9 protein-coding genes and 3 pseudogenes are annotated in these 12,410 nt (G+C 55.1%); 4 read left to right on the top strand and 8 right to left on the bottom strand.

Features of this window, described 5'->3' with window-relative positions; all coding sequences use genetic code 11:
* Positions 1 to 147: 147 nt before the first annotated feature.
* The 4 genes from ABRP95_RS08365 to cas9 form a co-directional block, all read right to left on the bottom strand.
* The gene (locus ABRP95_RS08365) at positions 148 to 609 is read right to left on the bottom strand and encodes a DIP1984 family protein (protein ID WP_284628522.1); all 462 of its coding nucleotides are present in this window, start codon (positions 607 to 609) and stop codon (positions 148 to 150) included.
* A gap of 456 nt (positions 610 to 1,065) precedes the next feature.
* Positions 1,066 to 1,371 (bottom strand): CRISPR-associated endonuclease Cas2, encoded by a 306-nt coding sequence (cas2, locus tag ABRP95_RS08360; RefSeq protein WP_269116756.1) that lies wholly within the window; start codon positions 1,369 to 1,371, stop codon positions 1,066 to 1,068.
* 7 nt (positions 1,372 to 1,378) lie between these two features.
* The gene (gene cas1 / locus ABRP95_RS08355) at positions 1,379 to 2,293 is read right to left on the bottom strand and encodes a type II CRISPR-associated endonuclease Cas1 (protein WP_296089433.1); all 915 of its coding nucleotides are present in this window, start codon (positions 2,291 to 2,293) and stop codon (positions 1,379 to 1,381) included.
* Positions 2,294 to 2,297: 4 nt separating this feature from the next.
* Entirely contained in the window at positions 2,298 to 5,597 is a 3,300-nt protein-coding gene (gene cas9 / locus ABRP95_RS08350) for a type II CRISPR RNA-guided endonuclease Cas9 (protein ID WP_349839217.1), read from the bottom strand.
* A 255-nt stretch (positions 5,598 to 5,852) separates the two neighbouring features.
* Between cas9 and ABRP95_RS08345 the strand changes: the two genes are divergently transcribed.
* Entirely contained in the window at positions 5,853 to 6,863 is a 1,011-nt protein-coding gene (locus tag ABRP95_RS08345; RefSeq protein ID WP_296089437.1) for an o-succinylbenzoate synthase, read from the top strand.
* Positions 6,864 to 7,541: 678 nt separating this feature from the next.
* Here the strand turns inward: ABRP95_RS08345 and ABRP95_RS08340 are convergent.
* Positions 7,542 to 7,730, bottom strand: a pseudogene (locus ABRP95_RS08340) (transposase); the annotation flags it as partial.
* 330 nt (positions 7,731 to 8,060) lie between these two features.
* The gene (locus tag ABRP95_RS08335; protein WP_284771027.1) at positions 8,061 to 8,606 is read right to left on the bottom strand and encodes an OsmC family protein; all 546 of its coding nucleotides are present in this window, start codon (positions 8,604 to 8,606) and stop codon (positions 8,061 to 8,063) included.
* A 227-nt stretch (positions 8,607 to 8,833) separates the two neighbouring features.
* Between ABRP95_RS08335 and ABRP95_RS08330 the strand changes: the two genes are divergently transcribed.
* Genes ABRP95_RS08330 through ABRP95_RS08320 form a run of 3 tightly spaced genes read left to right on the top strand, consistent with a single transcriptional unit; the run spans position 8,834 to position 11,661 of the window.
* On the top strand, positions 8,834 to 10,003 hold the full coding sequence (locus ABRP95_RS08330) for an ABC transporter substrate-binding protein (protein ID WP_349839215.1): 1,170 nt from the start codon (positions 8,834 to 8,836) through the stop codon (positions 10,001 to 10,003).
* A 13-nt stretch (positions 10,004 to 10,016) separates the two neighbouring features.
* Positions 10,017 to 10,904 (top strand): ABC transporter permease, encoded by an 888-nt coding sequence (locus tag ABRP95_RS08325; RefSeq protein ID WP_284785387.1) that lies wholly within the window; start codon positions 10,017 to 10,019, stop codon positions 10,902 to 10,904.
* Positions 10,897 to 11,661, top strand: coding sequence for an ABC transporter ATP-binding protein (locus ABRP95_RS08320; protein WP_237801468.1), 765 nt, complete (start codon positions 10,897 to 10,899; stop codon positions 11,659 to 11,661). The genes ABRP95_RS08325 and ABRP95_RS08320 overlap by 8 nt, the downstream gene beginning before the upstream one ends.
* A 74-nt stretch (positions 11,662 to 11,735) precedes the next feature.
* Here ABRP95_RS08320 and ABRP95_RS08315 read toward each other — a convergent pair.
* Both ABRP95_RS08315 and ABRP95_RS08310 read right to left on the bottom strand, forming a co-directional pair.
* Positions 11,736 to 11,885: pseudogene (locus ABRP95_RS08315) on the bottom strand (IS110 family transposase); the annotation flags it as partial.
* A gap of 99 nt (positions 11,886 to 11,984) precedes the next feature.
* Positions 11,985 to 12,212, bottom strand: a pseudogene (locus ABRP95_RS08310) (integrase core domain-containing protein); the annotation flags it as partial.
* Between the last annotated feature and the right edge of the window lie 198 nt (positions 12,213 to 12,410).

Here is a 12,410-nt window from a genome sequence, read left to right as displayed (position 1 = left end):
ACGGTGGGAAGACTCGAACTTCCTCAACCCTTTAACGCCAAAGGGTGCCTAGATGTCCTCGAATTTCCCCTCGAAGGCGGGGGCATACTCGCTGCAAGTGCGTAAAGGCTACCGCCACGCGCGCGGCGTGGCATGACTAAAGCTTCGCTATGGAGTTATCAGTTCCGTATTCCAGTTCAACTGCTGGATGCGGGTATCAAGCTCCCGGTACTGCTTGGAGAGGTCATCGACCCGCTTGCGCAGCTCTGCTACCGGAAGCGTGGCCACGAACTTAATCTCCGCGCGGGAGTAGCGGTCCTGGCGCGCGCCCGCGGCCTGGGCGAGGTCGTGGTAGATGCGGCGGGTGCGCACGAGGCCATCGCGAAGCGCCAGCGCCTGCATCAAGTTCTTCTCGCCATCAAAATCGGTGGCCACGTTCGTGGCATTGATGGCCTGCACGAGCTTATCGATGCGCCCAGTAATGCCCTCCAACTCGCGCAAAAGCTCGGCCGGATCCTCGTCCGGGGTATCGCCCTCCTGCACGCGCACGACGGAGAGCAGGCGCTCGCGCAGCTCATTGAGCCGTTCCTGCGCCTGCGCGCGCTCTGCTAATGCCTCTGCCAGTAACATGGTTCCTCCTTCAGGGTAGGTAAGAACCAACGTAGCCTGGGTGGGCGTTGGGGTCAATGGTTTCTGAGGCACCAGTTGGAATACCGCGGACACAAAACTGCATAAGTTCTGGCAGCAGAAGCTTCGTTTTCATTATTCCTATTGGATTCCGCGTGCTGCGACGCCACCATATAACGGCACTGGGGTTCAGTTCTCATTACCCCTGATATACTTCTTAACCATCGCCAATCCCAGTGTGAACGGCTGGGGTTCAGTTCTCATTACCCCTGATATACTTCAAACCAAAAGGCGCTGGTCGCCCGCGTAGCTGGGGTTCAGTTCTCATTACCCCTGATATACTTCTAGACGACTGCGTACGAGTCTGGCAGCAGCTGGGGTTCAGTTCTCATTACCCCTGATATACTTCAGTGCGGCCCGAAAAGGGCCGTTTAACTGGAGTTTATTGGCGATCCTGCCTTAAAAAATTACGAGTTGGGACGGTTTTTCCTCTACTTCAGAGGGCTCTGCCTTAGAAAATCTGATGGCTTTTGCCCATTGATTATCAGTGACGGAAACTATCCTGATATCGCCACCTTCTGGGAGAGCAGTCTTTATTTGTTTGACGGTCGAAGCGATCCTGGAAGACAATGGGAAGTACTGGACATAAACGCTTAGTTGGGATCTACAAAATCCGAGGTCCAAGAGATGGTTTCGGAATTTGTTCGCTTCACTAGTTTGTTTCTTAGACTTAACGGGCAGGTCGAACATCACCACACACCACATTGGTTCACTATCCTTCGCTGGCATCGAGGATTCCTTCCCATCGGGGCACGCTTAAGTCACGAACTGATCCCTCGACGTAGAGACCATAGTGTTGACCGAATTCATTAAAAACGGTGCTTAGTGATTTTCCTCCAGCGTTGAAAGCAAGAGTTAGTGCAGTAGAAAGTGTGGTCTTTTGTGCAGCATCTAATTCCGCGCCATAGTTGATGTTTGTGAACACGATTTGGTCCACCATAGGTCTGAATGGCTCCATGAGATCGTCCACAAGAGCCCAATTATTTCCACGGCCATGATGAAACACACCCAGTGTTCCAGACAACCCAGCACCAGCGATGGCACGAATCCCGTAGCCGCGCAAGAGTGTATAGCCGTAATCTAAAGCGGAATTCCAACCAGGATCGCCAGCGCCAGGTAAACGTGAGAATGCGTGATCATGCGAAAGACAAGACCAATATTTTCGGGCAGCTAAGGCCTCTCGATTCTCAGAATCTCCGGACTTTACAGTGCGAGAAAGTTTAATCAGTTCATCGGCTCCGGTCTTTTGCAAAGCTTTCAACACGGACGCCTGACCGTGGATTTTGGCGGCGACTATCCGGGTCCACGCCTGCTTCTTTTTAGGGACTGAAAGTTGTGCTTGTGCTTGCTGTCGTGCGCCCAATCTTGAGTGCTGATTCCACGGATAAGCTCCAGATACTGGAACTCCCCTCCAATCGCAGACAATCAATGCGATGTCATAGTCACCGAATTTCTGAAGTACGGCACCACTGATTGAGCTCCTAGAACCGATAAGAACCACTGCAATTTGAGATAGGGGTATGACGACATCGTCAGCATCGTCCTTGCTGATGACGAGTTGACCTCGAGAATATCGAAGTGAACCGTGAAGATTCAGACAGTCTATTACTCGCCATCCAGCATTCATTTTCTTACTCTGCCTTCCATGAGACCGGGAGGTGAGCATTGCTGGTTAGCCTTGCTCTGCCTAGTGCGTCTCTTCTGATCACAGTGACATTTACGCCACTGAGCAACTTGTTAACAGAGGGACGCCATCCTGGCGCATCAATTATCTTCTTGGATCCTGCTGAAGCATCACTGGATAAACCCTCAGCACTCATTTGGAGGGGCCGAAGTCTTAACCTTGATGGGGAGTAGAAGCCATCTAACCGCCAACGTCGGACTTGACCGAATTCGCTTTGCATCTCTGCGATTTGGCCGGTATTGAACTTAGACGTATCAATGACCAACTCGTCATCGGTGACGAGCCAACCTAGGTACTCTGCTGTATTTTCTGCCAGTGCCTTTCGCAACTTTGGTTCTGCTTGTCGGACAGACATGGTTTGCGGCTTGATTTCAACAGAAAACAGGTCTTCGTGACGGTATTGAGCGAGATCGGCGTTATAGACGCGAAGCATGCAGTAAACCGGTGCTTTCTTGCCGGGAATCTTGTAAATGCGTGCATGGTGGAAGCGGCTCAGCTCGGCATAGCCGCCACGAACCTTGATGGCTCCCGCACCTATAGGGAAGACTTCAATGTCATCTTCTGCGGTATACCAAGTACCGTGAATGCGGATCCGGCGATCTGGATTTTCTGGGAGTCCGTTATTTTCATCGAAGTCCGGTTTTCGGGTAAGCGCACACCACAAAGCTTCACTAGAGGCACGGTCGATATCGGTGACGGAGATGGCGTCGCCGACTCGGATGGTCTTCAATTCGCCAATGGTATCTTCGTGTGCACGCCCATTTCCTAGGCGTAAACGCAAGTTGGAGGTGACGGCGATGCGATCTTCATCCAGTGTCTTTTGCAGCAGGACAGCCAGTTTTTGCATTTTGGGAAGCCAAGCATTCCACGCAGCGCGGTGCTCTGCATCGGATCCGGTGAATTCTTTCCATTGTGAGGTAGCCTGTAGAAGCTGAGCTTCACGCTTTTTATTGGAACGAATGGCTAGGGTTTCCGCGACATAGTTTTGGGTAAACGCAACGACTGCCGCATCGACTGCATGGTGACGTCGGTCGAGTCGGGACTTTCCAGTTCCGTCAATAAACCGTAGCTTGTCGGAGATGCCTGCAGCTCGGCGCGCTTCTGCAGTAAGCTCACCACGGTAGACGTTGACCACAGTATTTTCTTCCTGGAACCGTTGCGCCACTCGGCCGCGCAGCTCATTTGCCATCCACGCTACTGATTCCATGGAACGAGCATCTAAAGGTTCATCGACAACGGTGCGTTTTAACCGGTCGCAGACGTTCTTGCGGAATTTCTTGAAGTCTTTTGAAGTCATTCCGGAGTCTTCTGACCAGTGTCGTGTCCTATCAAGTGCCTCTTTGACGCTGACCCCTGGAATATTGGTTTGCGCAGCCCACACAGCAAAAGGAATGTTCTTCTTTGCAAGGTTGCAGCGGTGGCAAGCGGCAACCAAGTTGTCCCTGGTATTTGTAGAGCCTTCGCCCGCACGCGGAACAATATGGTCCATCTCGCAGGTTGTGTAGGTAATAGGAGAACCGCAGTATGCGCATTGGCAGTTCTGCCTTTGTACGGATTGGTAGCGCCACAAGTCTGAACTACGCAGTTTTCCGTCGATGCCTAGGTTTTCCTGCATTTGCTTGAAGAGCTCTCGGTTCCGCTTGTGGCGGGTGTTGTTAGCTCGGTCAATTTCATTGGCTTTAGATTTACTGATGAAGCCATCGCGAACATGCTCAATGACCACAGATTTGGGAGCCCCCCATTCATCTGCTGCAGCTTCTAACCACCGTGCCACTCCTTTAAGGACACGATCTACAGCTGGATTTCCAACGGGTTCGCCAATTCTAGGTGCGGGAGGTGCCCAGTCTTTGGGGATATCAAACTCAGCTAGGCGGGCTTCATAAAGATCCAAATTCTCGTCGAGCATTCGGCTAGTCAGACGCATCAAGGTGTCTTCACTGTATGCAGCACGCCCAATTGGGAGGTGAAGAGAATCTAGTTTCTCTTGTTCAGATTCATCCAAATTCGCGAAGAATGCTTGAACTTGTGCTCCGGCTGGGGAGTCGAAGTCGTCTACCTCGGAGTTAGATAGGGACTTTAACATTGCAGCACGCTCATCGTCGTTGGCACCTTCCCACCAGTGCACGAGAGGTTTTACCTTGCATCCCAGGATAGTTCTGTTGGTGTCGTGCACCGGGGGCGTAGCTCCGGCGCGTTCACCATCATCGGTCATCGTGGCAGTACCACGGAGCTGGCCTCTGTCGATGTTTAAGACCTCGGCAACCTTGAGCCACGACGGCTCCTCTTTATGTGAGAGGTTGATTAGGTAGTTAAAGACGATGAGTTTTTCGTCTCGGTCGAGAGGGATAGAAACACCGTCGCGGTAGATACGCAGGTTTCCAGTCAAAGCGGCGATTCGGTATTGCTGAAAAGCATCGGAAGCCTTTAGAGCACGGGGTAGCTTTGGTTGCAGCGGGTCTTTCCCTACGCGCCCAATTTGTGCGCCCTTGGGAGATTCTGCGGCGAAAACAAGATCTAAAATCTGCTTTCGCAGGGTGTCATCAATTTTCTGCACTCGGCAGATTTCGTTGATTTCACGAGCGTGATCAATCTGATGAAGCCGGGCCGATATCACGGCCTGATTAACCTGCTCCTGTGGTTTCTTTTCATCCTTTTTCTTCCCACCACCGCGTAGCCTGTCCTTGCCAAACTGGGCAAATGAAATTAATTGGCCAACGGTAATGGTCTCCGGGATCTTGCGGCCAGTAGACTTCTCGAGTTCTTTGCGGATCTGTTCAAAGGCATCGCTCGGCTTGTCGGGGGAGTACAAGCTCGATACTTTCCAGTACGGATTCCGCCAGCCACGGTGGTTGGCAATATGGCGAAAAGCGATAGAGAGGTACCTTCCGCGTTGGGCATCATCGGCGATATATCCATTGACTAACGCAACGCGTGCGTTCCAAGGGAGATAGGGATCGGAGTAATGCTCAAAGGGGCGAGTTTCCCATCCTTGGGAGGTGAGAAATTTTTCCAGTTTTATCATGCGGCGACGACGGCGACGATAAAGGCGACGAGTTCGTCGAGCTACGCCAGAAGAAGCAAGCCTCGTTACCGCCCGCTTTTGCTGATCTGGATCTAGTCCAGAATCGTGGATAAGCGATACCGAGCTCAGGATATTGATTGGCTGGTCTTTATCGTCTACTTCAATGGCGGTGCATCCCAAGGAGTAGGTGCCAACATCGATACCAACGCGGTAGGAGAGGGACAAGGGGAAAGACCTTTCAGATATGAGAAAAGCCGAACCCGAAGGTTCGGCTGGAGCATTCAACGTCGGAAACGAGCCGACGCTTACTGAGGTTCAGTTCTCATATGAGAATATATCTTATTATCCGTAGCATTTGTAGATTAGGCAGAATATATCCACCCATTGGGGGTAAATATTAACCCTGCTGAGTGTCTCCGATGAGTGACTGCGGCCATCTCAACTTAGGTGGGGGTGAGTAATGGCGGATAGTATGGCTCTATGAACATAGATGACGTTCTCGACCGCGCCCACGTAGTCTCCCTCCCGCTGGCCGTGAAGTTTCGCGGCATCACCACGCGGGAGGCGTTGCTGATTGAAGGGCCTGCCGGTTGGGGTGAATTTGCGCCGTTCCTGGAATACGGGCCTGCGGAGTCGGCCGCGTGGCTGCGCGCCGGGTTGGAGGCGGCCTACGAGGGCTTTCCGGAGCCCGTTCGCGAGTGGGTAGAGGTCAACGCCACCATTCCCGCCGTTCCCGCCAGCGAGGTGCCGGCGATTGTGGATCGCTATCCCGGCTGCCGGACGTTCAAGATCAAGGTGGCGGAGAAAGGCCAGACGCTTGCCGATGACATCGCGCGCGTCCACGCCGTCCGCGATCACGTCAGCGCCCGCGGCGTTATTCCTGTGCTGCGCGTGGACGCCAATGGCGGCTGGAGCGTGGCCGAGGCGGTAGAGGCCGCCCAGGCACTCATGCCGCTGGACTATATGGAGCAACCCTGCGCGAGCGCGGAAGAACTGTTGGAGGTGCGCAGGCAGCTCATGCGCAATGGGCTTTTTGTGCGCGTGGCCGCGGATGAATCCATTCGCAAGGTTGAGGATCCGTACCGCGTGGCGGATCTGCAGGCGGCAGATGTAGCGGTGGTGAAACCCGCGCCGCTGGGCGGGGTGCGCCGCGTCCTCGACGTGGCACAGCACCTGCGCGAACGGCATATGGATATTACGGTGGCCTCGGCGCTGGATACCTCCATCGGCATCAATATGGGCATAGCGGCGGTGGCGGCGTTGCCACAAATCTATGACGACGAGGACATCGATGTCACCCCGGCCGCCGCGGGCCTGGCCACGGGAAGCCTTTTCGAAGAAGACGTCACCGCGCCCCGCCAGCTACACGACGGCCACCTGCGCGCCGAGATCCTTGCCCCAGAACCGGACCGCCTGTCCGCCTTGGCCGCCCCGGCTAGCCGCCGCGAGTGGTGGTTCGAGCGCCTGCGGGAATCGTGGCAATTCCTGTAGTTGCGCCCGAAACCGCAAACTACTGGTGCTTAACAGCTAATCTTGCGTTGAGAGGGTCGTTGCAACACTTTCCCTTAGGTGCATGTTGCAACGGCCCCTAGAATCCAAGGTTTATTGTTGCTGCTTGGGCTTTTTTCTGGAGACCAAATATTCAATGAACACTAGGCCAAACCAAACAATGATAACCGTTGCAATTACCTGCCACTCGATTGCAAAATAGAGTGCCATTCCTAGAAAGACTAGTGGTGGTATAAAGTCGCGAGCTTTTAACGGCATTGTGATCCTCGTAGTCGTCCTGCCCTCGGAAAGTGGACACGTCGGGGTTAGCTATGCTGCTATAGTCAGTGTAGCTGAAGTCTCGGCTTCAAAGACATCCGGCGCTACAAGATTGCACCAGGAGTGCCGTCGGCGCGTGTTGTAGCGCATGCGCCACCGGAAGACTTCCCGGGACGGCATCAAAATACATCTTTAAACTGCGAGTTTTACGGGTTTGGGCCCATTAATAAAACGAGGAACGATTAAGCTTTAAAACGTGGCACATCCGTATAAGCCGAGTATTCGGTTCGGTGGTCATAGACACACTGGAAGCAGAACTCCAGTGAGTTGCTTTAAGCAAAATATGTGGCGGCATTGCGCAGGATGTCGCGTTCTTCGCGCAGCTTAGAGACTTCTTTTCTTTCACTGGCGGATCCGTTCGGAATCATTCGCCGCTTGGGCTTGATCGTGCACTGCTTTTATGCGGGCACGTTTGCCGGTGCCGTACTTTTTGACCCAAGAATGCAGCGAGGCTCGATTGATACCGAGCTGGGCTGATGCTTTGTTCAGCGAGAGGTCCTCATTGTTCTCATAGAGGGCCACGGCATCGCGTTTGAACTGTTCTCAGTACCTGGACATGGTGGTAGATTACCAATCTTGCCAGCTCGACTGGGTTGGATATCAGGTGTCCACCAAACAAGCGGGTCAGATCCCGAACTCATCCATACATGCTGGTGGGATGATGTTATTGAGATAGAAGTAGCCACGTTTGAGTGGGTCCCGTGGCGGAATTAGGTAAGGCTCCACCTGAGCCTGGGATATCGAATCCCGGCCGAGGCGGAAACCGAATTGTGGAAGCAGACCCGCAACAGGAAATAATTGAAACCAAGGCAAATGCCTAGGAACAAAACTCGGGGCACTTCACTTTTATCTATCTAAACCTTAGACCAACTCGTGAGTGAGGTTGGCCGGGCGGGTGTAGGTATTAACAACCGGGGACCACTTGATGGCGTCGTCCACGATCTTCTGCAGGGTCTCCTTGTCGGCGTCGCCGTCGATGTCGACCTTAACGTTGACGTCGGAAACGCCTGGGCGCTTGTCTTCGCCCAAGTCACCAACGCCCCAGGTTGGGGAGAGGTCGATGTCGCCGACGATGTCGAGCTCCAGCTTGGTCAGGGTAACGCCACGGTGCTGGGCGATGGCCTGGATGCCAACGTTGATGCAGGCACCAAGACCAGCCTGAGCGACCTCGGTGGGGTTAGGTGCGGAGTCATCGCCAAGCAGCGGCAAAGGCTCGCCCACCTTAATGGTGTGGCCGCGCACGGTGGTGTTATTGCGGAAGAGACCGTCTGCCTCAGTGTGGGAGCGGACGTGCTTCTTAGCGCCCTCAGGGTTGTCGATGTTCTTCTGCGCTAGGTCGTTGAGCTTCTCGCCGTCAATCGGCTCGAGAGCGTCGCCTTCTTTGTGGTTCGGGGTGAGATCAGACATTAAATTGCTCCTTGTATCAGATGATTATTTACTGATGGCGCCATGGTAGCTCGAAGGTAAATATAAATCTAGAACGAGAGGTCTATTTTGTAGAGAAAGGCAGGTCTGTGATGAATAAAAATAAGGACACTGCATTTCCTAGCTTGTGAATTTAGAAATTGACACCATAGTGCACCTGGCCTAGGTTCATTCTGAACAAACCACTTGGTCTAGTTGAGAAAGAACATATGGTGCACAACCGAAACCTGTCGCGACGGCAGATACTGCGCAGTGCAGTGGCAATGGGTGGGGTAGCAGTAGGCTCGCAGGTGCTATCTGCATGCTCCTCGCCGCGGCAGGAAGACAAGGCCCAGTCCGGAAAATCTGGGCAGGGCGGGGAAAGCCTCACCATCGGATTCGTGCCCATCGCATGTGCGTCACCGCTGGTAGCGGCCGATGGCTTGGGTGCCTTCGCAAAGCAGGGCCTCAACGTTGAGCTGCGCAAATTCGCGGGGTGGGCGGATCTCTGGACCGCCTATGCCACCGGCGCCTTAGACGTGGCGCACATGCTCTCGCCCATGCCGCTGGCCATCGATGCCGGTGCCACCAACGCCTCCCGGCCCACCGAGTTAGCCTTTACGCAAAACACCAACGGGCAGGCACTGACCTTGTCCACCTCCCACCTGGATACCGTGTCGCGGCCTGAGGATCTAAAGGGCATGGTGCTAGGCATCCCCTTTGAGTATTCGGTGCATGCCCTCTTATTGCGCGATTACCTTGTGGCCGGCGGGGTCGATCCGGTCTCTGATGTGGAACTGCGCCTCCTGCGCCCGGCCGATATGGTGGCACAACTTTCGGTAGGCACCATCGACGGGTTTATTGGCCCAGAGCCCTTCAACCAGCGCGCCCTGACTACCGGCTCGGGCCGCGCCTTTGTTCCCACCCGCCAGATGTGGGAAAACCACCCGTGCTGCTCGGTTGCCGTGGCCAAGGAAGTGGACCGAGACGTGCGCGACCGCGTGGTCGCGGCGCTGCACGAAGGTGCGCAGTACGTCGATAGCCCGCACCACGTCCACGAATCGGCCTCCATGCTGGCCAAGGAGAAGTACCTGAATCAGAAGGAAAAGCTGATCTCGCGGGCGCTGGCCGGAAATTACACCACCTGGGACGGTAAAGACCTGGTGGATCCACAGATGATCAAGTTTGGCGGCAGCACCTCTGCCACCGCAATTACGTGGATGGCCGCCCAAATGGCCCGCTGGGACCTGGGCGGAAAGGCAATGCCGCTGGATGACCAAGCGCTGCTAGATGTCACGAAATCCGTTTTGCCGCGCGAGGCCGATCTCACTACGGACCCAGTAGAGATCAACGGCCATACCTTCGATCCCCTGCACCCCACCGCCGGATACCAGCGTTAAGGACTCTTGCCTTATGACCACAGTAAAAAATGACAGCGCCAGCACCAGTACTAGCACTGCATACTCCACTGACACCCAAGCAACGTCCCGTCCAGGTCGCACCGCCAACGCCAGCCGCAAGAAGCGGCGGGATAGCCCGTGGAAGGCGATGGGCCTGGGCATCGCGCTTTTTATTGTTTTTATCGGCATCTGGCAGGCGGTCGCAGCTGCGGGCTGGCTTTCAGATATCGCCCCCACTCCCGCGCGCACCTGGGATAGGGCCGTAGAGATCCTTTCTGATCCCTTCTACCGGGATGGGTCGGCCTCGGTGGGCATCTTTTGGCACATGGTGGCCTCCCTGCGCCGCGTGCTCATTGGCTTTGTCATCGCCATGGTGATAGCTATTCCGCTGGGCTTTTGGCTGGGGTCCTCGGACACCTTCCGCCGCGCGACCGATCCCTTTGTCCAGATCCTGCGCCCTGTATCCCCGCTGGCATGGCTGCCGCTAGGCCTGGCATTGCTTCGCGATGCCGAGAATACCGCCGTCTTTGTCATCATCCTTTCGGCCTTGTGGCCGACGCTGCTCAATACCATCGAGGCGGTCCGCGGGATTCACCCCACGTATAAGAACTTGGCGGCCACGCTCGGCACGAACCGGATGCAACAGCTCCTCTATATCGTCGGCCCGGCGGCGCTGCCGGGGATTATCACTGGCATGCGGCAATCGCTATCGACCGCCTGGTTGGTCATCGTGGCCGCGGAAATGCTCGTCGGCGGCCAGGGCGTCGGCTTCTTTGTTTGGAATATGTGGAACCGTCTTGATATTGACGCCATCGTTGTGGTCATCGTGCTTATCGGTGTCATCGGATTGGCCCTGGATTACCTCGTTGCTTCCCTGCAGAAAGTGGTGCGCTATGACTAATGCCCATATCGAGTTTGCCGGTATTACTAAAAGCTACGGCCCAACCAAGATCATTGGGGATACCTCCGTATCCATTGGAGAAGGCGAGTTCGTATCCCTGCTGGGACCATCGGGCTCTGGCAAATCCACCATGCTGAATATGATCGCGGGCCTCGCTTTTCCCTCTACCGGCGAGGTGCGCGCGCGAGGCGAGGCCGTCACCGGCCCAGGTCCAGACCGCGGCGTGGTATTTCAAAATCACGCGCTCCTGCCGTGGATGACGGCGCGTGGGAATATCGAATTCGGACTGCGTTCGGCCCGCCCGGAACTATCCAAGGCGGAGCGCACCCAGATTGCACAGGATTTCCTCGATGAGGTCAGCTTGGGCCATGCGGCAGATAGGCGCCCGTCGCGGTTATCCGGTGGCATGCAACAGCGCGTCGGTTTGGCGCGCGCCTTTGCCATTGGCTCGGATATTCTATTGCTCGATGAGCCCTTCGGCGCTTTGGATGCGCTTACCCGCCGCCAGCTGCAGTCGCTGCTGCTAAATGTGTGGGAAGAAAACCGCCGCACGGTGGTCATGGTCACCCACGACGTGGATGAGGCGGTGCTGCTCTCGGATCGCATCTTGGTGATGTCGCCGGGGCCAGAGGCCACCATCATCGAGGACATCGAAGTAGGGCTGCCCCGCCCGCGCAGCGGCAGCGAAGACTCCGCGGTGGTGGAGCGCAAAAATGAGCTGCGCGAACGGCTCCTTGGGCTGCTCGAAAACGGCTAGAGCGAGAGGATGTTCCTATATAGGTTGTCAACTTCGTGGGTGGGCTTGTTGGGGGTGTGTTGACTTTAGGTTGCTGCGGCGTTGAGTCTTTTGCCTTCTTTGCGTTTTCGTTCATAGAATTGCCGGGAACGCTCGTGGAATCTGATCGATGCAAAAGACGATTGCCATAGGGCGTTCTTTAATTTTTTGTTGCCAGCCCGATTGGGCGAATTCGACATAAGGGCCTGACCCCCGAAATGTGGACACGTCGGGGGTAGCTGTGCTGCTTTAGTTAGTGTAGCTGAAGTCTCGGCTTCAAAGACATCAGGAGCTACAAGATTGCACCAGGAGTGGCACCTTCGGGTGTTGTAGCCCATGCACCACCGAAAGACTTCCTGGCGGCAGCTGATTGGACTTTCAAAGAGTTTCCTATCACGCAGTACTTCCCGCTTTAAGGTGGCGTTAAATGATTCTGCCAGGGCATTATCGGCACTCGTTCCAACCGCGCCCATGGACTGGCGTACACCTAACGATGAGCAGTAGTTTCTAAATGCTTGTGTGAAGTGTCCCAGGTTTTGTTCCGTTTGAGTAGATGGGAAAATCTGGAACGTGCCGAGAAAATTTGACCAGGATGCCAAGGATCGTGTGGTCCGTCTCGTGGAAGACCGCATCTTGGCGGAAAACATGTCGATGTGGGCCGGGCTGGTTTTTAAGACCGGGCGGTTTGAGTGCCTTCCTGGGTGTGGTGCCATTGGTTGGCGTACTCAGTC

The sequence above is a fragment of the Corynebacterium sp. KPL2895 genome (assembly GCF_040225815.1).
GTDB classification, from domain to species: Bacteria; Actinomycetota; Actinomycetes; order Mycobacteriales; family Mycobacteriaceae; genus Corynebacterium; species Corynebacterium rhinophilum.
Note: the sequence above shows the minus strand (reverse complement) of the source record. Positions and strands in the feature narration are given on the sequence as shown.

Excerpts from the sequence above, each read along its gene's own strand:
- ABRP95_RS08320 (WP_237801468.1), top strand. The coding sequence starts at position 10,897 with ATGACTAATGCCCATATCGAGTTTGCCGGTATTACTAAAAGCTACGGC.
- cas2 (WP_269116756.1), bottom strand. The coding sequence starts at position 1,371 with ATGTGGTGTGTGGTGATGTTCGACCTGCCCGTTAAGTCTAAGAAACAA.
- ABRP95_RS08365 (WP_284628522.1), bottom strand. The coding sequence starts at position 609 with ATGTTACTGGCAGAGGCATTAGCAGAGCGCGCGCAGGCGCAGGAACGG.
- ABRP95_RS08345 (WP_296089437.1), top strand. The coding sequence starts at position 5,853 with ATGAACATAGATGACGTTCTCGACCGCGCCCACGTAGTCTCCCTCCCG.
- ABRP95_RS08330 (WP_349839215.1), top strand. The coding sequence starts at position 8,834 with ATGGTGCACAACCGAAACCTGTCGCGACGGCAGATACTGCGCAGTGCA.
- ABRP95_RS08335 (WP_284771027.1), bottom strand. The coding sequence starts at position 8,606 with ATGTCTGATCTCACCCCGAACCACAAAGAAGGCGACGCTCTCGAGCCG.
- ABRP95_RS08325 (WP_284785387.1), top strand. The coding sequence starts at position 10,017 with ATGACCACAGTAAAAAATGACAGCGCCAGCACCAGTACTAGCACTGCA.
- cas1 (WP_296089433.1), bottom strand. The coding sequence starts at position 2,293 with ATGAATGCTGGATGGCGAGTAATAGACTGTCTGAATCTTCACGGTTCA.